A 21809-nucleotide genomic window follows, 5' to 3' on the forward strand; every position below is an offset into this window, starting at 1 on the left:
AGTTCCACTACAATGGGACTGCAACATATTATTATAAAAGGAAGAAAAATATGTCAGTCACTATCTACCACAACCCGCGCTGCTCAAAAAGTCGCCAGACTCTTGCTCTGATTGAAGAGCAAGGCGTTGCACCAGAAATTGTGAAATACCTTGATGACACACCCTCTGCTGATGAACTGAAAGGCTTATTCGCCAAGCTGGGTTATCACTCGGTTCGTGACATGATGCGTACCAAAGAAGATATCTATAAAGAGCTATCTCTGGGCGAAGAGGGCGTAACAGAAGAACAACTGTTTGACGCAATGGCAGCGAACCCAATACTTATCGAGCGCCCGATTGTTGTTAATGGTGACAGAGCCGCAATGGGACGCCCTCCGGAGCAAGTGCTGGACATTCTGTAATGCTAAAAATCCTAGTGCTCTACTACAGCCGCCACGGCAATACCCGTCAGTTAGCACGCCATATCGCGCGTGGTATTGAACAGGTTGATGGTTGTGAGGCAGCATTAGCGCAAGCCATCGGAAAAAGACTGGCATGGACAGCACATAAGCTAAATGGATGACGACATGACTAAAATGAGCTCAAAAACACAAAGCCTGCGGTATATCACTTTAATCGCTAACCTATCTCTCATTCTATGGGTGGGATTATGGCAAAGTATGATTTCGCCTCATCCGCACCTGAACAGCTATGTGATTGCGATTATGTGGGTGTTACCGCTGTTATTACCTCTAAAAGGCATCCTTGAAGGAAAACCCTATACCCATGCCTGGGCTAACTTCATTCTGATGTTCTATTTCCTTCATGCTTTGACCATTTTATGGATTGATGGTGGGGAGCGCTGGTTAGCCTGGATTGAATTAGGCTTGGTATCCTGGGCTTTTGTCGCCAATATCCTGTTTGCCCGTATTCGCGGCAAAGAATTAGGGACGGGATTAAAACGTCTCTCTCAGGTCGAAAAAGAAGAAAAAGAAGCTCACGGACAAAAGTAATCGTTATTCCAACCAGTCTCTCTTACAAAAAAAGGCGCCTGACGGCGCCTTTTTAGATCGAAGCATAAAACCCTAACGACACCATCGAGGTGATCGCAACCGGAATAATTACGGTTGCCAATAATAGGTCTCAATTTGAGCGGAAACTGGCTCCATCGTCGCACTCACGTCAACCAGGCTCGGATCGACGGATGCCTCTTGTTCATTTTCACCCGCCTGAGGATCTACTGGCTTGATCAGTAATTCAGTGTCTGCAGTGGTATCTTTCGCAATCGCCACAGTGCCATCACCGAAATCAACCGCACTCTGCCCATCAACAGGTTGCTGGCTGATACGATCATCCAGACCCAATTCACGGCGAAAAGCATCTTCAGTACTGAGTAAATTAACGTCAAAGACGACTTTATCCCCCTGCAGACGGTTAGCATTCACCGAAGCCACGGACGTTAGATTTGTCAGCATTCTTTCCAGGGCAAAAAAATCTTCTGTCGTCTGCACATTGGCAAGCTGAATGGCGAATTTACCCTCACTGATACCATTTAATGGAACGGCATATTTAGCTGCCAGCCTATCTGCAACCTCATTAATCATCTCAGTGGTCGCGGTAGCAACCGACCCTCCGGCTTGACCTTCCGAGGGTACCTGTTGAGAGTTAACCAGTTGTTCTGGTTTTTGAGTGAATAGTTGCCATGCCAGATCAACATTATCATCAGAGCCCTTCTGACGGGCACGTACCACCAGCACCGCATCCGGATGGTAACGTATACTCGCATCAGCAATCGGCCGAACAAATCCCCCCCACAAATCAGGGATATTGATCGCTGTCACATCATCAAAATCACCAATTGGCATCATCACGGGTAAGCCTCGCCTGTCGGCGGCCCGTTTCATCTGTAATTCCAGAGAATTACCTGACTGATCCCATTGGATTTCACGCTCGCGATTAGCATCTTCCACCATCCAGACCAGAATGGTTGGGCGCTGCTCACTCCATAGTGTGGAATGGGCCTGAGTTAACAGATTACGGATCTGGCCGCTATTAAACGTCAGCTCTAAGGTTCGCTCACCGTTTAAGTTACCGTAACCAAACTGACTGATATAAGGGCTACTGTTCGCCATCGCTTTACGAATAACGTCATTTTGGCCAACCGAACTCTGTCCTGACACTTTAATCAAAACCTGCTCAAGCCCCTTTTTACGAGCATGTTGCTCTGATTGCTTATCCGTATCAGGCAAGACAACCTGCGCCTGATATAAATTAGTGACCGTTGCGGCTTTAAGCGGCAAGGCTAATAAAGCCAAAAATAAAAAAGCACAACGCAACATAGTAAACTCTTTCATAACTTAGTTAGTCTCTGATCATAATGGGATCAGGTAATGTTCAGCAAGTGTAACTGTTTCTTATTGCCATATGAACTAGAGGCTGTTTATCTTTCAACATTATTGCTGCAATGATGAAAGATAAACCGTCCCTAATGATAAACATGGATGAATTTTCATGAAAAGATGAGGTATCAAGCAATTTCAGACAAACCCGAGAAAAAGTGAGATTTAACTCACAAACTCCGCTAGGTAATCGTTTGCTTCCATGCTAGGATTGCGCGATTTTTTTTTCAGACAGGATGGAATATACAATGATGCAGGTACTGCAAGGTGCACAAATGCTATTCGTCGCATTTGGTGCGTTGGTTCTGGTTCCGTTACTTACCGGGCTGGATCCTAGTGTCGCCCTCTTTGGTGCGGGTATTGGTACTCTTCTTTTTCAAGTCATCACTAAACGTTCCGTTCCTATCTTCCTCGCTTCCTCCTTTGCATTCATTGCTCCAATTATTTACGGCGTCCAAACTTGGGGGATAGCTGGCACTATGGGCGGCCTGATGATGGCTGGCGTCGTGTATGTGCTGATGGGAGCCATCATCAAAGTACGTGGCGTTGCGATTATCCATAAAGTCCTGCCACCCGTTGTCGTTGGCCCGGTGATCATGGTCATTGGCTTAGGTTTAGCACCAGTAGCCGTAAACATGGCATTAGGAAAAACCGGCGATGGTGCGGTGCAGTTAGTAAATGACGATGCCGCCCTATGGATTTCAGCAGTATCACTACTGACAACCATTGCCTTTAGTGTCTTTGCGAAAGGTTTCCTAAAGCTAATGCCAATTATGGCCGGCGTTGTTGCAGGTTACTGCGTAGGCCTTGGTTTTGGTGTTGTGGACTTTACGCCTGTTGCGCAGGCAAGCTGGCTGGCTTTACCTAATTTCACATTCCCAGAGTTTAATATCAACGCCATCTTGTTCATGATCCCTGTCGCTATTGCCCCTGCGGTAGAGCACGTGGGCGACATACTGGCAATATCTAACGTAACGGGTAAAGACTACCTGAAGAAACCGGGTTTGCACCGCACAATGGCGGGCGATGGGATAGCAACGATTGCCGCATCAATGTTTGGTGCACCGCCTAACACCACTTATTCAGAAGTGACTGGCGCAGTTATGCTAACCAAAGCATTCAATCCAATCATCATGACATGGGCTGCAGTAGCCGCACTGGTACTGGCCTTTGTCGGCAAACTAGGGGCAATACTGCAAACTATTCCGGTCCCGGTTATGGGCGGCATCATGATCCTGCTATTTGGTTCAATTGCAACCGTTGGTCTCAATACGCTAATCAAGAATCAGGTTGATCTGCACAAAGCACGTAACCTGGTTATCGTGGCGGTAACACTGGTATTTGGTATTGGCGGGATGGCTTTCGGTATCGGCGAATTCAGCCTGCAGGGTGTGAGCCTGTGCGGTATTGTTGCCATCTTGCTGAACCTGATCCTGCCTGACGATCTGGGTGAGAATCACGTTGTTGATAATGCTCAGATGGAAAACACCACAGAGAGTTAAGACGTTGTAATTATAACAAAAAAGGCCGCAATCTTAATTGCAGCCTTTCTACCAATTCCATTAATTTTCTGACTACTCTGATAATTAATAGATTTGGGTTTACACCGAGAATAAAAAAGCCGAACTACGTTCGGCTTTTTTCTATCAAGACTTCGGTCTTACTTAGTACCGAAGATTTTGTCACCCGCATCGCCCAGACCAGGAACGATGTAGCCTTTGTCATTTAGCTTCTCATCGATAGCAGCTGTGTACAACTCAACATCTGGATGCGCTTTTTCCAGTGCTTCAATCCCTTCAGGCGCAGCAACAAGTACTAAGACTTTAAATTGCTTACAGCCTTTCTCTTTTAGCAGGTCCAGTGTTGCTATCATTGAACCGCCAGTCGCTAGCATTGGGTCAACAACCAAAGCAATACGCTCATCAATGTTTGATGCAAGCTTGTTGAAGTAAGGAACAGGCTCTAATGTTTCTTCGTCACGGTAGATACCGACCACGCTGATACGTGCACTTGGTACGTGCTCAAGCACGCCGTCCATCATACCAAGACCGGCACGAAGAATAGGTACAACCGTTACCTTTTTACCTTTGAGCTGGTCAATTTCAACTGGACCATTCCAACCTTCAATGGTAACTTTTTCTGTTTCGAAGTCTGAAGTCGCTTCATACGTCAGTAGGCTGCCTACTTCCGTTGCTAACTCACGAAAACGCTTAGTGCTGATGTCGCCTTCGCGCATAAGACCAATCTTATGTTTAACCAGTGGGTGTTTAACCTCAACGACTTTCATTTCTGACTCCTAAGCAAACAAAATTTAAAAAAATCGAACCATTATACACTAGACCATTAACCTTCTGATAGGGGAATAGGTATCGTTTGCTCAGGAAATAGCCAGCAAGATTTATTGACGCAAACGTTTCCCTTTCCGCCCTGACTGCTGTTATCATACCCTCGCTTTTTTACTTTAATACGTTGAGGGACCTCCTGTGAGCGGCAATAACTCTTCTCTTAGTTACAAAGATGCTGGTGTAGATATCGATGCAGGTAATGCATTAGTAGATCGTATTAAAGGGGTGGTAAAACGCACCCACCGTCCTGAGGTAATGGGCGGCATTGGTGGTTTCGGGGCGCTATGCTCGCTACCAACCAAATATAAAGAGCCTGTATTGGTATCAGGCACCGACGGCGTGGGCACTAAACTTCGTTTAGCGATGGATCTGAACAAGCATGACACGATCGGTATTGATCTCGTTGCAATGTGTGTCAATGACCTGATTGTTCAAGGTGGCGAACCTCTGTTCTTCCTTGACTACTACGCAACAGGCAAGCTGGAAGTTGATACGGCAGCCGCTGTTGTTGCGGGTATCGGTGAAGGTTGTATCCTGGCGGGTTGCGCGTTAATCGGCGGTGAAACAGCTGAAATGCCGGGCATGTACCATGGCGAAGATTACGACGTTGCTGGTTTCTGTGTTGGGGTTGTTGAGAAAGCTGACATCATCGACGGCTCTAAAGTGAAAGCTGGCGATGCACTCATCGCTGTTGGCTCAAGTGGCCCGCACTCAAACGGTTATTCACTCGTCCGTAAAATCATCGAAGTGTCACAAGCTGATCTTACCCAGGAGCTGGAAGGTAAATCACTCGCGGATCACCTGCTAACCCCAACTAAGATTTATGTGAAATCAACCCTGAAAATGATGGAGTCCTGTGACGTTCACGCGATTTCTCATATCACTGGCGGTGGTTTCTGGGAGAACATTCCACGTGTACTTCCAAAAGGAACTAAAGCGGTTGTTGATGGTAACAGCTGGCAGTGGCCTGCAATCTTCAACTGGCTGCAAACAGCCGGCAATGTTGAAACCTACGAAATGTACCGTACTTTCAACTGTGGTGTAGGCCTGGTGATTGCCCTACCACAAGCCCAAGCAGAACAAGCAATTGAAATTCTGAAGGCGGAAGGCGAAAACGCCTGGCTACTCGGTGAAATTGCTAACGCTGACGCCAACGAAGAGCAGGTGGAGATCAAGTAAGTCGATGAAAAACATCGTTGTCCTAATTTCTGGTAATGGTTCAAATCTTCAAGCCATCATTGATGCTTGTCAGAATGGGACCATTGAAGACGCAAAAGTCGCGGCCGTGCTATCAAACAAAGCTGATGCTTATGGTCTTGAGCGCGCTCGCCAGGCCGGAATTGAAGCGGTGCCTCTTGCCGCGAGTGACTACGCTGATCGCGAAGCTTACGATAAGGCAATGGCAGAGCAAATCGATAGCTTCGAGCCAGAACTTGTCATATTGGCCGGGTTCATGCGTATCCTCAGTGATGAGTTTGTTCGTCACTATCAGGGCAAAATGCTTAACATCCATCCTTCTTTGTTGCCGAAATACACCGGTCTTCATACCCACCAGCGCGCTTTAGATGCTGGTGATAAAGAACATGGTACCAGTGTCCACTTTGTCACCGAAGAGTTAGATGGTGGCCCGGTGATCCTGCAAGCAAAAGTGCCTATTTTTGCTGAGGATACGGTTGAAGAAGTAACAGCCAGAGTACAGCAGCAAGAGCATCGCATTTATCCTTTAGTTGCGAACTGGTTCTTGCAAGATCGTTTAGTGATGGAGAATGAAGCCGCGGTATTAGACCGTGAACCACTGCCTCCCCAAGGCTACGCAGCCGACGAATAAAAAAACGCGGCCAGCTGGCCGCGTTTTTATTTATTCGCCAAATTGTTCAGACCCGACATTAGCTATTACATCACAACGCCTTGAGCGGCAACTGTCGTCTACAGGGTCCGGTTATGCACGAGTTCACCAAAGTGGAACACGCTAAACTCCCCTTGCTGCATTTTATGCCAACGCTCATCATTGGTAAGAGGCTGAGTCGCAATCACGGTGACCACATCATTGGGTGTTGTTTCCTTATGGAAATCAATCGTGACATCTTCATCGATCAACGATGCCTGCCCAAATGGGGCGCGGCGGGTGATCCAATGCAAGTTGTTGGTACAGTAAGTCACAACACAGCTACCGTTGCTTAGCAGCATGTTATACACACCAAGCTGGCGCAAGCGATCGCAACACTGTGCGATATAGTCATACACCGGCGCTAAGTCATCGGGCAGATCTGGAAATTTTGCTTCTAACTGGTTTAGCAACCAACAAAAAGCAATTTCACTATCGGTATCCCCAACGGGTTTAAAGCGTCCGGTATCAAGCGCGTCATAGCCTGTCAGCTGACCATTATGGGCAAAAGTCCAGTAATGCCCCCATAGCTCCCGGGTAAAAGGATGGGTATTTTCTAAACTGACCCCTCCCCGATTAGCCTGCCGGATATGGCTGACCACTGCGCAGCTTTTGATCGGGTATTCCTGTACTAACTCGGCAATACGAGACTTATAGCTCGGATTAGGGTCTTTAAATGTTCTGAACCCTTTACCTTCATAGAAGACGATCCCCCAACCATCACGATGAGGGCCCGTTTTTCCGCCTCGCTGCATCAGGCCAGTAAAACTAAAACAGATATCTGTTGGCACATTTGCGCTCATGCCAAGCAATTCACACATATTCCTTATGCCCTATATATTTAAGCCGAAGTATAAACATAAGTAACTATCCCATTCGCAGCCATTTCGTGCAAGAACAAGGAAAAAGCGCGGAGTTTATAAGTATAAATGAGCACTTTTGACGCTGTAATTGTGCGAAATGGCAATGAAATGGAGAGTTACGCAGCCATTTCCTTTTCCACCAGCATGATCAAAATATGAATAATTTTAATATGCACTTCCTGAATACGATCGGCAAAACCAAAGTGCGGAACGCGAATTTCCACATCGGCCAAACCCGCCATCTTGCCACCGTCTTTCCCCGTCAGCGCAATCACCTTCATGCCTTTTGCATGGGCGGCTTCAATCGCTTTAAGAATATTGCCAGAGTTACCTGAGGTCGACAAACCAAACAGCACATCACCCTGAGCGCCAACAGCTTCAAGATAACGAGAGAACACGTAATCATAGCCAAAGTCATTACTGACACATGACAAATGACTTGGATCCGAAATCGCAATACCCGGATAACCAGGACGATCCTCTCGGTAACGGCCAGTCAGTTCTTCTGCAAAATGCATCGCATCACAATGAGAACCACCGTTTCCGCATGATAATACTTTACCACCCTGCTTAAATGAATCAGCCAGCAACTTTGCTGCCGCTTCAATATCAGCAATATTTTTATCGTCGCTCAAAAAGCGGTTTAACACTTCGGCAGCTTCGCTTAACTCTGCACGAATCATATCTTGATACATAGGCTTATCTCTGATTATTCATTAAATAGATTTTTCAGGGCACATTCTGCACACCTGAATTGCTATACGCCTGTATCTGCAGTGTACAAAGAAACGGTCGAGGGTGTCGACTCCTGAAAGGACACATTGTGATGGTTTATTGCCAAATGCTCACGTAATGACGGAGCAGAAGCATAAAGAGTAATATTGTCTGCCGCCAAAACGCCCGCATTCACCAGCTTAGTCTTAACATGCGGGGCCACTCCCAATAAGTACACCGGATAATGACGAATACGATCTAATGCATTTTCAAATGCATGAATCGCCGTAATATCAATGGTAGAAACATCCGTGAAATCCAATACAACGGCACGAGTATCAATCGATGAACGATCAATCACTGAAAATGCTTTTTCACTCGCTGCAAAAAAGAGCGGACCGTTAATATCGTAAACAACCACATCAGAACCAAGATCAAGATGTTCATGCTGATCACCTACCACGGTAACGGTGGTCAGGCTGGCAATACGCTGGATAAACAACACCCCGGCTAACAACAACCCCACCACCACAGCAATCACCATGTCGAACACGACGGTCAGTGTAAAACAGGTTAACAGTACTGCGACATCACGACGCGGCGCCACTTTCAGGGTATGCACAAAGTGCGGGGCTTCTGACATATTCCAGGCGACCATGATCAACAGGCCAGCTAACGCACTCATTGGCACATAAGACAACATTGGCGCCAGAGCAATCATTGCAGCCAGCACGAAAAGGGCGTGAATGATCGCTGAAACCGGAGAGAAGGCGCCTGAACGGATATTGGTTGCGGTACGGGCAATAGCAGCCGTTGCCGGAATACCGCCGAAAAATGGCACCACGATATTCGCCAAACCCTGGCCAACGAGCTCTGCATTGGGATTGTGCTTCTTGCCCGTCATACCATCAGCAACAACGGCACAGAGCAACGACTCAATGCAGCCTAACATCGCAATAGTAAAAGCGGCAGGCAGCAACTCGACGACCAGCGACCAATTCACACTGTCGTTGTGCCAGAGCAGATTAAATTGAGGCAAGACCTGAGGGATCCCCTGACCAATCAAATCTCCGATCTGATAATGGAATTTTTCACCCAGTAATCCAACGTGAGAGGAGCCGAAATGATTCATCAGCAAAGCCAGCAATGTACCGCTCACCAGGGCAACAACATGTGGCGGAATGCGGGTCTTTAATTTACTCCAGCCAATAAAAACGGTGATGGTAATTAGGCCAACAGTCGTATCGGCAAAATTCACGCTTGGTAATGCGCTGGCATAAGCCATCACTTTTTCCGGGAAATGAATAGGATTTCCTGCCACCGATAATCCCAGCAGATCTTTTAATTGCAGAAAGGCAATAACCAGACCAATACCGGCAGTAAAACCCGTTGTCACCGGGTAAGGGACATAAGCCACCAGCTGACCAAGGCGCAAAATGCCCATCAAAACCAGGATCACTCCCGACATTAATGTCGCCAGCATTAAACCGCTCAGGCCATATTGCTGGGTGATAGGTAGCAAGATCACCACAAATGCCGCCGTTGGACCTGTGATGTTAAATCGAGAGCCGCCGAATAATGCCGCCAGAAAACCCGCTACGATAACGGTATACAAGCCATGTTGTGGCGGCACACCAACGGCAATAGCCAAAGCCATGCCAAGAGGAATAGCAACAATCCCGACCGTCACACCCGCAACGATATCAGAACGAAATTTAGAGAAGGAATAACCATCCTTCCACGCTTGTGATAAAGCATGAAATAGCAACACGACAAACCCCTGCACTTTTACGTACACAAGAAAAAACAGGAATAGCTGTCAACCCGAAAGAGGGATCCGGCGGGCATGTGTCAGTCGGAGATCGGGAAAGGCAACAGATGACAGAATGTTGCTCACCACTGCCAGACGGAAGTCGATAGCCGTGATATTAACGTGAACAACATCGCAATATGCTCCTATATTAATAGGCTGGATTATTTTCGCAAGCACAAAAATGCAACTCACTGATTTTGATCAACCCCAATTATATCAATGAATAAGAAGTCACCACTATGTAACCGGACTATTTCCAAATAGAAAAATATTTTACATTTCATTAAAAAAGGACTTACACTGGTAACAAGTGGTAAGACCTCTTACCTTGCATAGAATGTGCCCGATAATAAAAAATCAACGCTCCACCAATAAGGAGAATCACCATGGTAACACTCATGTACCTACTAGGATTCATAGGTATAACAGGCATACTCGCCTACCATAGAACAAGTCTGAAAACCTTTACTCTGGCCCTGGCTGCGGTACTGGCAATCGGCTCTGTACTTGATGTGATTGGTCAATATAGCTGGCTGGTGTTCCTCATCATTGCGGTACCAATCAATATATTCTCCCTGCGCAAAAGTTTCCTCAGCCAGCCCGCTTTAAAACTGTTTAAAGGCGTCATGCCTGAAATGTCCCGCACCGAAAAAGAGGCCATTGATGCGGGTACTGTCTGGTGGGAAGCGGATCTGTTCCGTGGAAATCCTGATTGGAACAAACTACATGACATCCCGGCGCCGCGTCTAAGCGCAGAAGAAAAAGCCTTTCTGGAAGGGCCTGCTACCGAAGTCTGCCGCATGGTTAACGACTTCCAGGTAACCCATGAACTGGCCGATCTACCTCCTGAAGTCTGGCAATATCTGAAAGACCATAAATTCTTCGCGATGATCATCAAGAAAAAATACGGTGGGCTGGAGTTTTCTGCTTATGCGCAATCCCTTGTGTTACAAAAACTGACTGGAGTTTCTGCCGTGCTGTCATCGACAGTCGGTGTACCGAACTCATTAGGCCCCGGCGAGCTGCTGCAGCACTATGGCACCCAAAGTCAAAAAGATCATTACCTGCCTCGCCTGGCGGAAGGAAAAGAGATCCCATGTTTTGCCCTGACCAGCCCTGAAGCGGGTTCTGACGCCGGCTCGATTTCTGATTTCGGTATCGTGAAAAAAGGGATCTGGCAAGGCGAGGAAGTGCTGGGCATGGAGCTGACCTGGAATAAACGTTACATCACCTTAGCGCCTGTAGCGACAGTATTGGGTCTGGCATTTAAGCTCTTTGACCCTGACCATCTACTTAGCGATGAAGAAGAGCCCGGCATTACTTGTGCCTTGATCCCAACCGAAATCCAAGGCGTTGAAATCGGCCGACGCCACTTCCCTCTGAATGTTCCTTTCCAGAATGGTCCAACTCTGGGTAACAAAGTCTTTGTGCCGATTGATTTCATCATTGGTGGCCAAGAAATGGCGGGACAGGGCTGGCGTATGCTGGTTGAATGCCTGTCTGTCGGCCGCGGTATTACCTTACCGTCAAACTCTACCGGGGGAATTAAAACAGCCGCAATGGCAACCGGTGCCTATGCCCGTATTCGCCGCCAGTTCAAATTGCCGATAGGTAAAATGGAAGGGATTGAAGAGCCGCTTGCACGTCTGACCGGTAATGCTTATGTCCTGGATGCTGCTAGCAATCTCACTGTCGCGGGCATCGATTTAGGTGAAAAACCATCGGTGATCTCAGCCATTGTCAAATATCACTGTACTCACCGCAGTCAACGCAGTGTTATCGATGCAATGGATATCGTCGGTGGTAAAGGGATCTGTATGGGGCCAAGTAATTTCCTGGCTCGTGGTTATCAAGGGGCGCCCATTGCCGTTACCGTTGAAGGCGCTAATATCCTTACTCGCTCATTGATCATCTTTGGCCAGGGTGCTATCCGTTGCCATCCATATGTATTGGACGAAATGAATGCAGCCTACAATGACAATCAGGAGCAGGCGTTAACTGATTTTGATAAAGCCATGTTCGGTCATGTCGGCTTTGTGATAAGCAACATGGTTCGTTCTTTCTGGCTAGGCTTAACGGATGGTCGTGGCTCTGTAGCACCACGAAAAGATCCAACAGTCCGTTACTATCAGCAAATGAATCGCTACAGTGCTAACCTCGCCTTACTGGCCGATATTTCAATGGCTGTATTGGGTGGTTCACTGAAACGAAAAGAACGTCTGTCTGCTCGCTTGGGAGATGTGTTAAGTCAGCTTTATCTGTCCTCAGCGACGCTAAAACGTTTTGCTGATGACGGCTGTAAACAAGAAGATCTGCCACTTGTTCATTGGGGACTGCAGGATTCCTTGTATCAGACCGAAGAAGCACTGGATCAATTCCTGGCTAACTTCCCGAATCGCTTTATTGCAGGTATGCTGCGTGCCATTATTTTCCCGCTGGGTCAGGGTCGAGTAAAACCAAGTGACAAGCTTGATCATAAAGTGGCTCGTATTATCCAGACCCCTTGTGATACACGTAGCCGAATTGGTCAAGGTCAGTTCCTGGAAGCGACGGAAAATAATCCAGTCGGTATGATTGAGCTGGCATTGATAGATATTCTGACTGCTGAACCCATCTATGATCGTGTCTGCCAGGCCGCAGGCAAAAAGCTACCGTTCATGCAGCTTGATAAGGTTGCGGCGACCGGTTTAGAGCTTAACGCCATCAATGAGGAAGAAGCTGATCTGTTACGTAAAGCGGAAGAAGGTCGTTTACGTACAATCAATGTCGATGACTTCGCCTCGGAAGAGCTTGCTGCCAAACCTTACCAGTCTATCGAAGACGATATCGGTAATGCCGCCTAGCCCTAATCGACGTAAAACAAAAGGGAAGCATCTTGCTTCCCTTTTTTGTTTGATTTTTATGAGATTAACTTGGGATCACTAATAATTCTTCAGCTAGCGCTTTTTTAACCTGACGCTTACGCCAGAGAAAAACCCCGATTACAACCAGCAATATAACGGCTAAATTACTTCCCAGCACAATCTTCATGGCTTTAGATCGAGCCGCTTTCTGCTCTTCATCCTTACGCCTTTGCTCTTCAGCTTGTGCTTTTGCTTCTTGCTGAGAACGGAAAACCTCCAGGTTCTTATCAAGCTGTAATTCAGCCACCACCGCAAAGTTGTTTTTCGGTAATTTAAAAATCAACTCTCGCTCACTCAGGGTATCAGTCGCATATAACCAACCTGACCAGCTATAACGTCCCGGTATTTTCCCATGCGGGATAGGAACTCGCAAACCATCTTCATCAACCTGCGCATGCCCCTGACTGATCGTAACGTGTCCTTCCGGATCTTTTTGCTCAATATGAGCGGCAAACGATCCAGGCACTAACGTCCCTTCTTCAGCCGTTACGGCTACCTCGTGAGATTCGTTGCGGTCTCGTCCCTGGATAAAACTAACCGTCAGTGGTGGCGGGTAAACTAATACTTCTTGCTCGACCGTACGCAGGAAGATCCCGTTACTGGATGTTATCTTTACCCTGTATTTGCCGGGAAGGGTCTCGACCGGCAAAGCGACAGTAAAAATGCCATCTCCAGGTTCTTCATCAAGCCCTAAGCCATCATCGGCAAATTCACCGAGCTTAATCGGGCCGGGCAATGCATCCTTCGGCAATAATTCTACATTTTCAACGTATTCGTAAAAAACCACAGTGAGCTTAATGCGATCTAGAAAATCTCTTAACGTCAGCAAGTTGCCATCTTGCTTCAGCCGAGCGGTAAATTTAAGGGTTTCTGACTGATATAATCTGGAAGGCAAATCATCGATTTCTAGTTTCAAATTCGATAATATTTTCACCTGGTTGTTCGGTGTTATCTTGCCAACAGCTTGCCAGGGACCCGGCATTGGATTTTCAATGGAAATAATGTCCATCTCTGGCTCTTCATACCATGAGACATTCTCCGGATGACGCCAGGGGTAATATTTCGTGCCATCAGGACGCACAAGTACCACAGCGCTACTCTGCTTTTCTCTTTGCACCATAAATGAGACCTGATCCACCGTAGGATCAACACGAAAACGGTTATCCAGCCACGACATTGCTGTACTCTCTTTTGCCCAAGAGAGTACAGGTAATAACATCACCAGTAGTAATAACCGTTGCAGCATAGATCTCCTACTGACGCCACAGGACGTCACCTTTTTTGCTAATAATATCTAAACGCGATTCATGCGCTTGTATTTCATCGGCAGAGGCATGGATGATCTTTAATGATTTCCGTCCTGAAGCAAGACGTTTGATCCCACTTTCTGCACCAGCGTCACTCTCTCCACTTCCGGCATTAAGTGCCAAAGACGTTTGTCCACCCGTCATCAACAGGTAAACATCGGCCAGGATCTCGGCATCGAGTAAAGCGCCGTGGAGTGTACGGTGCGAGTTATCGATACCATAACGAGAGCAAAGCACATCGAGGTTGTTACGTTTACCCGGGAAGATTTTCTTCGCCATGGCCAGGGTATCGGTAACTTTACAGAAATCCTCTGTTTTACCTATTGAACGGTTAAGCTTTCGAAACTCATAGTCCATAAAGCCCACATCGAAGGGCGCGTTATGGGCGACTAACTCTGCACCACGAATAAATTCCAGAAATTCATCATGGACTTCCTTATAAACGGGTTTATCTTGCAGAAACTCATCGGTAATACCATGGACACCAACCGCTTCATCTTCAATGGTGCGATCAGGTTTGATATAAACGTGGAAGGTATTTCCCGTCAATTTACGATTGATAATTTCAACCGCGCCAATTTCAATAATACGATGGCCTTCATAGTGAGGGCCGGTCATATTCATACCCGTGGTTTCGGTATCGAGTACAATAATTCGTTCGTTAGTAGCTTTCATAGTAGCGATCATGTCAGACTCAAGTTTTCCCTAAAACGAATACTACCAAATATGACGAAGCAGGTAGAGATTTTCACCGATGGTTCTTGCTTAGGTAACCCGGGGCCCGGGGGATACGGTACTGTTTTACGTTACAAGCAACATGAAAAAGAGCTTAACGAAGGCTTTTTCATGACAACAAATAACAGAATGGAATTACTGGCGGCCATTGTTGGTCTATCCAGTTTAAAAGAGGCATGTAACGTTGACCTGACCACTGACAGTCAATACGTCCGTCAGGGGATCACTCAATGGATCCATAACTGGAAAAAACGCAATTGGCAAACAGCGGGTAAGCAACCGGTAAAAAATGCCGATCTCTGGCAGCGCCTGGATAAAGAAACTCAGCGTCATATCGAAGTTAACTGGCATTGGGTAAAAGGTCACGCTGGCCATACCGAGAATGAACGCTGCGACGAACTGGCGCGTAGCGCGGCAGAATCACCGACCAAGGACGATGTCGGTTATCAAGCCTGAACAACAGTTAGGTTAGTCAGATGACATCTGGCTAACTTTTCACTTTTTGACTGGCCTTGGTATGGCAATTAACCCCCATCGGCGCTAACTGACGGCGTAATTTCCAGCTGGGTTTAATTGGCTTTAACGGAAACGTACGCTTGCGGGCGACAATAAAATACATACTCCCAACAACTGAAAGTGGATCCGCAACCATATTTTCGGCCCAGGCCGCACATGCCCGGTGTTTCGTTGCCGGCAAAACCGCAAAGTCATCCTGATAAACCACTTCATAATTCAACACCCCTAGCCAGTCTTTTATCCGCATCGGCATAAACATCCGTCCGGACCAGGGATACTTTTTACGGTTCCATGGCAACAATCCCTTTAGGCCAAGAAGGCTTACCGGGTTAAAACCACTGATCAGCATATAGCCGTCATCAACCGTCACTCGGTCTACTTCACGTAGTAAACGGTGGGGATCGGGACAATAATCAAGTTGATGAGCAATGAGACAAGCATCAAATGATTTTTCGATAAAAGGCAGCTCAAAAGGCTCGGCAATCAAGTTATGCAGAGGATTGTACTTATCAATACATATCTGATGCTGGATGTTACAATGGCCGCTCGCTAACTCACAGCTTAAACCACCCAGTTTCAACATATGATAGCCAAACAGCTTCGGACACCATTCATCGAGCTGTGCCTGAAGTAATTCAGCCGCCCATTCACCATTTGTTATTTGTGACCAGGTGTTAGGCGCTTCAATATGTTTTAATGTGCGTGCTGGCTTCATACGTTATTGCTCAACACCTTCAAAGGCTGGAGACGAAATACATGCTAACTGTTCAAAGCATACCCGCATTTAATGACAATTACATCTGGCTGATTCACAGTCCGGATAATCATTGTGTCGTTGTCGATCCTGGTGATGCAACTCCGGTTATCAAGGCATTAGAAGAGCAACAACTCACCCTTGAGGCAATATTAATCACTCACCATCATCATGATCATATTGGTGGTATTAGCGAACTAAAACGCCGCTATCCGCAAATCAATATTGTCGGCCCGGCAGCTGAGCCTGTCCCCGGTATTTCCCAATCGGTTGAAGATGGCGATCAGGTCGAGTTATTTGGCGAGCGTTTTATGGTCCTTGGCGTTCCGGGCCACACGTTAGGACATATTGCTTACGTAGGCGATGGTAAACTCTTCTGTGGCGATACTCTCTTTTCAGCAGGTTGTGGACGCCTTTTTGAAGGCACTCCGGCTCAGATGTTCAGCTCACTGCAGAAAATTGCCTCGCTACCGGATGAAACCGAAGTTTACTGTGCCCACGAGTATACGACCAGTAACTTATCTTTCGCGTTAGTTGCAGAACAAGACAACCCTCACCTGCAGCGTTACAGAGAAGAGGTCAGTCGCTCGCGAGCACAAGGTATTAGCACCATTCCATCAACGCTGGGGCAAGAAAAATTGGTCAATCCGTTTTTGCGCTGCGATCAGCCAAGTATCAAAAAATCCGTTGCAGATAAAGCATTTGACGATAGTGATCTGGAGACATTTGCCGCACTGAGAAGATGGAAGGACAAATTTTGACCCAGGTCACTTGTAACCAAGGTGGTTGGACAAGTATTATCATCAACCATTTTGGCTATAGGCAGGTGTCATGAAGTCACGAATTTTATTAGCGAGTGCGCTATTACTGGCTGGTTGCCAAATAACGAATACAGTAGAAGAGCAAGCAAGTACCAATAAAAATGAAAAGCCAACTCAAACCCAGGTAACAGAAAAACCTGTTCAGATAGTTGCTGCTAAGCCTATTGTAAAAGAAGAAAAAATACCGACGCCTCAGGAACAAGATGATGTTTGGCAGCGGATCAGTATGCAAATCACGACTGAGATCCCAAACAACAAGCAGGTTCAGTATTATCGTAACTGGTACTTGAAGTATCCTGCGCATCTGAAAACTGTCTCTAAGCGTGCCGAACCCTTTCTTTATTACATCACTGAAGAAATTGAAAAGCGTGGACTGCCTCTAGAGCTCGCTTTACTGCCTATTGTTGAAAGCTCTTTTGATCAATTTGCCTACTCGCATGGCCGAGCTGCTGGTTTATGGCAAATTACGCCACCAACAGGCCGCAGCTTTGGTCTTGAGCAAAACTGGTGGTATGACGGTCGCCGTGATGTGGTGGAGTCAACTCGCGCCGCGCTGGATTTATTGGAATACCTGAATCGTAAATTCGACGGAAACTGGCAGCATGCGTTAGCCGCGTATAATACCGGCGAAGGGCGGGTATTCAGAGCCATTCGGAAAAATAAAGCGGCGGGTAAACCTACCGATTTCTGGTCACTGGACTTACCGAAAGAAACCAGCGGTTATGTACCCAAACTGTATGCCGTAGCTGATGTCATCAGAAATCATAAAACATACGGTATAGAGATCCCGGCCATTACCAATAAACCGGCAGTCAAACTTGTTGAACCCGGTATCCAGATGGATTTGGCTATGGCAGCACAATATGCCAATTTGAAGCTATCGGAACTGCAAAGCCTGAATCCGGCCTATAACCAGTGGGCTACCGCACCGGATGGTCCGAGCCATTTACTCCTGCCGACCAACAAAGTGGATGCCTTCAATACTCAGCTGGCTAAAAATGGCCATCAGGGAATGAATGTGGTCCGTTATCAGGTGAAACCCGGTGATAGTTTAAGCGTACTGGCGACCAAACATAAAACGACAGTGAAGCAAATCCAGCGTGCCAACAAAATAACCGGAACCAGTATTCGGGCTGGTAAGCACATCCTGATCCCGGTCGCGATGAAAGACGGTGACGGATTCCCATCAGCAGGAAAGGCACAGCAAGTTCGCACCCAGAAGAGCCACGGCAGTGGCTACCGAACCGTTTATCAGGTCAAGTCAGGCGACAGCCTATGGACCATCGCTCGCAGTCAGAAAGTGACTATCGACCAGCTAACAAAGTGGAATGGCATCTCTAAAAACCAATCTCTTCGTATCGGTCAGAAACTGAATATCTGGAAAACCAATAGTAATGGCGGCGTAATTCGCACGGTATATTATGAAATTCGCCAGGGTGATAACCTCAGTAAAATTGCTCAGCGTTATAAAGTAAAAGTTTCTGATGTTGTAAAATGGAATAAAATCAGTTCCAGCAAGTATTTAAAACCTGGACAAAAGCTGAAATTGTACATTGATGTAACCAAGGTAAGTGTATGACACCGTCAAAAAACCCATTAATCGCTTTATGGGATCTGTTCCGATCACCCATTGACTGCTTTGCTGCAGTACACGAACGCCCTAAGTGGGCGATTCTTCCTTATTTAGTCATTCTCTTAGGCTCTTTTATCCTTTGGGGAACATACTTTGATCACGTCAATATGGCATGGCTGCAGCAGGAACTGACTGTTCAATTATCTAATGTTGAACAAGACGTTCAGGAAGCCTGGCTAACTAAAGAAGTTTTACTCGCGGGTGAAGTATTCAGTGACATTTTAGGCCGAACAGCTTGTATTTTTGTTCTAGCCCTTTGGTTAAATCTAGCAACCAAAGGAAACAGCTATCAACACGGCTTCGGTAAATGGCTTGCAGCATCATGCTTTATTATGCTGCCTGCAATCATCGGTGATATTGCGAGTTATACTAATATCATGTTTAACCCAAGTGACATTTTGCCTAATGCCGCCGATCTGAATAGTTTGAACGGATTATTAAAACTGCCACTCAACCACCCATGGTCACCGTTTGCCACCACGGTACCGCTATTGGCACCTTGGTATATAGCCCTGACCTATGCGGCAGTAGGGGCCTGGACTGACTTTGACCGTGCTAAGGCGATTATCGTTGCCATCCTGCCCTGGATACTCACTTTAATTGTCTGGCCGGTAATGATTATTACAGCCTGAATGTCGCAATAATCGGGTTATGATCAGAGGCTTCCGTTTTGGGTGCCTCTGCTTCCATTAACCTCAAACCTCTGTAATACAGATGATCAAGCGGCTTGCCCAGTACCGTAATCCGCTGATCTATACTCAGCACTACGGCTTTCAGCCGCAAACCTTCAGCAAAATCTCTGACGACATCTATCCGCTCTTGCCTCCAGCTATTAAAATCACCCGCTAAGATCACTGGCCCTTGATGTTTACTGAGTACCTCAGCCAGCCGGTCCATTTGTGCCTTATACTCTTCCAGTCCTAACGTGAAATTCACACCGTGCAAGTTAACGACAGCCAGTGTCTGGCCATTAGAAAGAGAAAAGCGCGCTAGCAGGGCTGATTTAGGTAACCTCAGCCAGGGCTCCATAGCAAGATAAGCACACGTTTCAATGGCTTCGACAGACGACAGATTCATAACACCGGCAGACGTATTTAAGAATTTAAAGGCATTTACCATTGCCACTTGCCACTGTGATGTATCTAAATAGTTCTTTAATGACGTATTTAAACTCGCTTCTTGCAATAAGACCAGTTCACTATCAGCCGTAAACAATTCCATCGCCTGGAGCCAATTTTCTCGTTGCTGTTTATAGATATTCCAAACAGAAACAGTCAACACACCATCTTGATCTAAAGGCTGGTCGGAGGCACCATCAATACAATGATAGGAATAATTGGGTTTCGCGATCTCTGCCGTTACTTCCGGGGCCTTGGCAACATCAAATGACCAGGAAATAAACCCTAATCCAATGCTTGTTACAAGGATGCAAACACCAACAAAAACCTTAAGCCCACGCTTCATTTCGATTATTTCCGACAGTTATAAGTATAAACACACTGATATCTGAAATCATACCACTGTCGTGATAGAAGGGCAGGATATGTTGGGAAAGGAATAAACGAAAAAAGCCTCAGCATGTCTGCTGAGGCTTTCTAAAGTGGCAGGGGGGGAGAGATTCGAACGCCCAACACGCGCTGTTTTTGGTATGAGGGGGATCCGCTGCTCTGCCTATTGGAATCACACAACGAAAAAAGCCCCAGCATTTCTGCTGAGGCTTTCTAAAGTGGCAGGGGTGGAGAGATTCGAACTTCCAACACGCGCTGTTTTGGTATTAGGGGGATCCGCTGCTCTGCCAATTGGAGCTACACAACGAAAAAAGCCTCAGCATTTCTGCTAAGGCTTTCTAAAGTGGCAGGGGTGGAGAGATTCGAACTCCCGACACGCGCTGTTTTGGTATGAGGGGGATCCGCTGCTCTGCCAATTGGAATACACAACGAAAAAAGCCCCAGCATTTCTGCTGAGGCTTTCTAAAGTGGCAGGGGGGGAGAGATTCGAACTCCCACACGCGCTGTTTTGGTATGAGGGGGATCCGCTGCTCTGCCAATTGGAATACACAACGAAAAAAGCCCCAGCATGTCTGCTGAGGCTTTCTAAAGTGGCAGGGGGGGAGAGATTCTAACGCCCGACACGCGCTGTTTTGGTATGAGGGGGATCCGCTGCTCTGCCAATTGGAATACACAACGAAAAAAGCCCCAGCATTTCTGCTGAGGCTTTCTAAAGTGGCAGGGGTGGAGAGATTCGAACTCCCACACGCGCTGTTTTGGTATTAGGGGAATCCGCTGCTCTGCCAATTGAAGCGATACAACGAAAAAAGCCCCTGCATTTCTGCTGAGGCTTTCTAAAGTGGCAGGGGTGGAGAGATTCGAACTCCCAACACGCGGATTTGGAATCCGCTGCTCTGCCAATTGGAGCTACACCCCTATCGTATGAGTTTAAAGAGCGATACGACTCTAAATAAGTGGCGGAGTGGACGGGACTCGAACCCGCGACCCCCGGCGTGACAGGCCGGTATTCTAACCAACTGAACTACCACTCCGACGAACATGGATGTTCTAATATCGCAAAGCCATGGATGGCTAGGAGCGATAACACCGCATGCAACTTTCACAGTTCAACATGAAAGTCTAAATTTGGCGCCTGGCGATGACCTACTCTCACATGGGGAGACCCCACACTACCATCGGCGCTACTGCGTTTCACTTCTGAGTTCGGCATGGGATCAGGTGGGGCCACAGCGCTATGGTCGCCAGACAAATTCTGTTTATTCCCGGCAATAGCCGAAAATAGCAATCTTGGAAAGTTAACTAGTTTTTCAAATCGTTCTCAAACACCATTCAAGTGCTTATGGAGTCCGTGACCTACAAGGATGTAGGATATACTGATAATCGTCTGGAACGATTTCAGTACAAAACCCCTTGGGTGTTGTATGGTTAAGCCTCACGGGCAATTAGTACAGGTTAGCTCAATGCCTCGCAGCACTTACACACCCTGCCTATCTACGTCGTAGTCTTCAACAACCCTTTAGGATACTTAAAGTATCAGGGATGACTCATCTCAGGGCTCGCTTCCCGCTTAGATGCTTTCAGCGGTTATCGATTCCGAACTTAGCTACCGGGCAATGCTACTGGCGTAACAACCC

General features: G+C 46.9%; 20 protein-coding genes, 2 tRNA genes, 2 rRNA genes and 1 pseudogene. 11 read left to right on the forward strand and 14 right to left on the reverse strand.

Annotation, left to right across the window (positions count from 1 at the left end):
- The first annotated feature begins 50 nt into the window (after nt 1-50).
- The 3 genes and pseudogenes from arsC (at nt 51) to L4D76_RS22280 (ending at nt 992) form a co-directional block, all read left to right on the forward strand.
- A complete protein-coding gene (arsC, locus tag L4D76_RS22270; protein ID WP_428443066.1) occupies nt 51-401 on the forward strand; it encodes an arsenate reductase (glutaredoxin) in 351 nt (116 codons plus the stop codon).
- Nucleotides 401-508: pseudogene (locus L4D76_RS22275) on the forward strand (transcriptional regulator); the annotation flags it as partial. The gene arsC and the pseudogene L4D76_RS22275, both read left to right, overlap by 1 nt.
- A gap of 46 nt (nt 509-554) precedes the next feature.
- Nucleotides 555-992 carry a DUF2069 domain-containing protein gene (locus L4D76_RS22280; RefSeq protein ID WP_428443067.1) on the forward strand — a complete coding sequence of 146 codons (438 nt, stop codon included), beginning with the start codon at nt 555-557 and terminating at the stop codon, nt 990-992.
- A 108-nt stretch (nt 993-1100) separates the two neighbouring features.
- On the opposite strand, the gene L4D76_RS22285 is transcribed toward L4D76_RS22280, so the two are convergent.
- A complete protein-coding gene (locus L4D76_RS22285; RefSeq protein ID WP_428443068.1) occupies nt 1101-2333 on the reverse strand; it encodes a DUF2066 domain-containing protein in 1233 nt (410 codons plus the stop codon).
- Between the two features lie 293 nt (nt 2334-2626).
- On the opposite strand from L4D76_RS22285, the gene L4D76_RS22290 reads away from it, so the two are divergent.
- Nucleotides 2627-3880, forward strand: a complete 1254-nt coding sequence (locus L4D76_RS22290; RefSeq protein ID WP_428443069.1) for a uracil-xanthine permease family protein — start codon at nt 2627-2629, stop codon at nt 3878-3880.
- A 158-nt stretch (nt 3881-4038) separates the two neighbouring features.
- On the opposite strand, the gene upp is transcribed toward L4D76_RS22290, so the two are convergent.
- The gene (gene upp / locus L4D76_RS22295; protein ID WP_428443070.1) at nt 4039-4665 is read right to left on the reverse strand and encodes a uracil phosphoribosyltransferase; all 627 of its coding nucleotides are present in this window, start codon (nt 4663-4665) and stop codon (nt 4039-4041) included.
- A 196-nt stretch (nt 4666-4861) separates the two neighbouring features.
- On the opposite strand from upp, the gene purM reads away from it, so the two are divergent.
- Nucleotides 4862-5902, forward strand: a complete 1041-nt coding sequence (purM, locus tag L4D76_RS22300) for a phosphoribosylformylglycinamidine cyclo-ligase (protein ID WP_428443071.1) — start codon at nt 4862-4864, stop codon at nt 5900-5902.
- A gap of 4 nt (nt 5903-5906) precedes the next feature.
- Nucleotides 5907-6551: a phosphoribosylglycinamide formyltransferase gene (gene purN / locus L4D76_RS22305; protein ID WP_428443072.1), complete on the forward strand. Its 645-nt coding sequence runs from the start codon at nt 5907-5909 to the stop codon at nt 6549-6551.
- A 98-nt stretch (nt 6552-6649) separates the two neighbouring features.
- On the opposite strand, the gene L4D76_RS22310 is transcribed toward purN, so the two are convergent.
- The 4 genes from L4D76_RS22310 to L4D76_RS22325 form a co-directional block, all read right to left on the reverse strand.
- Entirely contained in the window at nt 6650-7429 is a 780-nt protein-coding gene (locus L4D76_RS22310) for a class II glutamine amidotransferase (RefSeq protein ID WP_428443073.1), read from the reverse strand.
- A gap of 158 nt (nt 7430-7587) precedes the next feature.
- Nucleotides 7588-8166: a D-sedoheptulose 7-phosphate isomerase gene (lpcA, locus tag L4D76_RS22315; RefSeq protein WP_428443074.1), complete on the reverse strand. Its 579-nt coding sequence runs from the start codon at nt 8164-8166 to the stop codon at nt 7588-7590.
- A gap of 62 nt (nt 8167-8228) precedes the next feature.
- A complete protein-coding gene (gene dauA / locus L4D76_RS22320) occupies nt 8229-9956 on the reverse strand; it encodes a C4-dicarboxylic acid transporter DauA (protein WP_428443075.1) in 1728 nt (575 codons plus the stop codon).
- A 48-nt stretch (nt 9957-10004) separates the two neighbouring features.
- On the reverse strand, nt 10005-10175 hold the full coding sequence (locus L4D76_RS22325) for a hypothetical protein (protein ID WP_428443076.1): 171 nt from the start codon (nt 10173-10175) through the stop codon (nt 10005-10007).
- A gap of 209 nt (nt 10176-10384) precedes the next feature.
- Between L4D76_RS22325 and fadE the strand changes: the two genes are divergently transcribed.
- Nucleotides 10385-12841 carry an acyl-CoA dehydrogenase FadE gene (gene fadE / locus L4D76_RS22330; RefSeq protein WP_428443077.1) on the forward strand — a complete coding sequence of 819 codons (2457 nt, stop codon included), beginning with the start codon at nt 10385-10387 and terminating at the stop codon, nt 12839-12841.
- Between the two features lie 64 nt (nt 12842-12905).
- On the opposite strand, the gene L4D76_RS22335 is transcribed toward fadE, so the two are convergent.
- Entirely contained in the window at nt 12906-14147 is a 1242-nt protein-coding gene (locus L4D76_RS22335; RefSeq protein ID WP_428443078.1) for a TIGR03503 family protein, read from the reverse strand.
- A gap of 7 nt (nt 14148-14154) precedes the next feature.
- Entirely contained in the window at nt 14155-14883 is a 729-nt protein-coding gene (gene dnaQ, locus L4D76_RS22340; RefSeq protein WP_428443079.1) for a DNA polymerase III subunit epsilon, read from the reverse strand.
- Between the two features lie 51 nt (nt 14884-14934).
- Here dnaQ and rnhA point away from each other — a divergent pair, with 51 nt between their 5' ends.
- Nucleotides 14935-15399, forward strand: a complete 465-nt coding sequence (gene rnhA / locus L4D76_RS22345; protein WP_428443080.1) for a ribonuclease HI — start codon at nt 14935-14937, stop codon at nt 15397-15399.
- Nucleotides 15400-15430: 31 nt separating this feature from the next.
- Here the strand turns inward: rnhA and L4D76_RS22350 are convergent, their stop codons facing one another.
- Nucleotides 15431-16174 (reverse strand): methyltransferase domain-containing protein, encoded by a 744-nt coding sequence (locus L4D76_RS22350; protein ID WP_428443081.1) that lies wholly within the window; start codon nt 16172-16174, stop codon nt 15431-15433.
- Nucleotides 16175-16215: 41 nt separating this feature from the next.
- On the opposite strand from L4D76_RS22350, the gene gloB reads away from it, so the two are divergent.
- The 3 genes from gloB to L4D76_RS22365 all read left to right on the forward strand — a co-directional run bounded on the left by gloB (nt 16216) and on the right by L4D76_RS22365 (nt 19299).
- Nucleotides 16216-16974, forward strand: coding sequence for a hydroxyacylglutathione hydrolase (gloB, locus tag L4D76_RS22355; protein ID WP_428443082.1), 759 nt, complete (start codon nt 16216-16218; stop codon nt 16972-16974).
- A gap of 70 nt (nt 16975-17044) precedes the next feature.
- Nucleotides 17045-18613 (forward strand): LysM peptidoglycan-binding domain-containing protein, encoded by a 1569-nt coding sequence (locus tag L4D76_RS22360; RefSeq protein ID WP_428443083.1) that lies wholly within the window; start codon nt 17045-17047, stop codon nt 18611-18613.
- The gene (locus L4D76_RS22365; protein WP_428443084.1) at nt 18610-19299 is read left to right on the forward strand and encodes a Yip1 family protein; all 690 of its coding nucleotides are present in this window, start codon (nt 18610-18612) and stop codon (nt 19297-19299) included. The genes L4D76_RS22360 and L4D76_RS22365 overlap by 4 nt, the downstream gene beginning before the upstream one ends.
- Here L4D76_RS22365 and L4D76_RS22370 read toward each other — a convergent pair.
- From L4D76_RS22370 to L4D76_RS22390, 5 genes are all read right to left on the reverse strand, one after another.
- On the reverse strand, nt 19289-20131 hold the full coding sequence (locus L4D76_RS22370; protein WP_428443085.1) for an endonuclease/exonuclease/phosphatase family protein: 843 nt from the start codon (nt 20129-20131) through the stop codon (nt 19289-19291). The genes L4D76_RS22365 and L4D76_RS22370 overlap by 11 nt on opposite strands.
- Before the next feature lie 883 nt (nt 20132-21014).
- A tRNA-Trp gene (locus L4D76_RS22375) sits at nt 21015-21091 on the reverse strand.
- Nucleotides 21092-21129: 38 nt separating this feature from the next.
- A tRNA-Asp gene (locus L4D76_RS22380) sits at nt 21130-21206 on the reverse strand.
- Between the two features lie 99 nt (nt 21207-21305).
- Nucleotides 21306-21421, reverse strand: a 5S ribosomal RNA gene (gene rrf, locus L4D76_RS22385).
- Nucleotides 21422-21596: 175 nt separating this feature from the next.
- A 23S ribosomal RNA gene (locus tag L4D76_RS22390) occupies nt 21597-21809 on the reverse strand; the annotation flags it as partial.

Origin of the sequence: Photobacterium sagamiensis (genome assembly GCF_050337085.1) — a bacterium.
GTDB lineage: Bacteria > Pseudomonadota > Gammaproteobacteria > Enterobacterales > Vibrionaceae > Photobacterium > Photobacterium sagamiensis.

Bases quoted from the DNA above. Each gene is read 5' to 3' on its own strand.
- arsC (WP_428443066.1), top strand. From the start codon at position 51: ATGTCAGTCACTATCTACCACAACCCGCGCTGCTCAAAAAGTCGCCAG.
- L4D76_RS22280 (WP_428443067.1), top strand. From the start codon at position 555: ATGGATGACGACATGACTAAAATGAGCTCAAAAACACAAAGCCTGCGG.
- L4D76_RS22285 (WP_428443068.1), bottom strand. From the start codon at position 2,333: ATGAAAGAGTTTACTATGTTGCGTTGTGCTTTTTTATTTTTGGCTTTA.
- L4D76_RS22290 (WP_428443069.1), top strand. From the start codon at position 2,627: ATGATGCAGGTACTGCAAGGTGCACAAATGCTATTCGTCGCATTTGGT.
- upp (WP_428443070.1), bottom strand. From the start codon at position 4,665: ATGAAAGTCGTTGAGGTTAAACACCCACTGGTTAAACATAAGATTGGT.
- purN (WP_428443072.1), top strand. From the start codon at position 5,907: ATGAAAAACATCGTTGTCCTAATTTCTGGTAATGGTTCAAATCTTCAA.
- L4D76_RS22310 (WP_428443073.1), bottom strand. From the start codon at position 7,429: ATGTGTGAATTGCTTGGCATGAGCGCAAATGTGCCAACAGATATCTGT.
- lpcA (WP_428443074.1), bottom strand. From the start codon at position 8,166: ATGTATCAAGATATGATTCGTGCAGAGTTAAGCGAAGCTGCCGAAGTG.
- fadE (WP_428443077.1), top strand. From the start codon at position 10,385: ATGGTAACACTCATGTACCTACTAGGATTCATAGGTATAACAGGCATA.
- L4D76_RS22335 (WP_428443078.1), bottom strand. From the start codon at position 14,147: ATGCTGCAACGGTTATTACTACTGGTGATGTTATTACCTGTACTCTCT.
- dnaQ (WP_428443079.1), bottom strand. From the start codon at position 14,883: ATGAAAGCTACTAACGAACGAATTATTGTACTCGATACCGAAACCACG.
- rnhA (WP_428443080.1), top strand. From the start codon at position 14,935: ATGACGAAGCAGGTAGAGATTTTCACCGATGGTTCTTGCTTAGGTAAC.
- L4D76_RS22350 (WP_428443081.1), bottom strand. From the start codon at position 16,174: ATGAAGCCAGCACGCACATTAAAACATATTGAAGCGCCTAACACCTGG.
- gloB (WP_428443082.1), top strand. From the start codon at position 16,216: ATGCTAACTGTTCAAAGCATACCCGCATTTAATGACAATTACATCTGG.
- L4D76_RS22360 (WP_428443083.1), top strand. From the start codon at position 17,045: ATGAAGTCACGAATTTTATTAGCGAGTGCGCTATTACTGGCTGGTTGC.
- L4D76_RS22365 (WP_428443084.1), top strand. From the start codon at position 18,610: ATGACACCGTCAAAAAACCCATTAATCGCTTTATGGGATCTGTTCCGA.
- L4D76_RS22370 (WP_428443085.1), bottom strand. From the start codon at position 20,131: ATGAAGCGTGGGCTTAAGGTTTTTGTTGGTGTTTGCATCCTTGTAACA.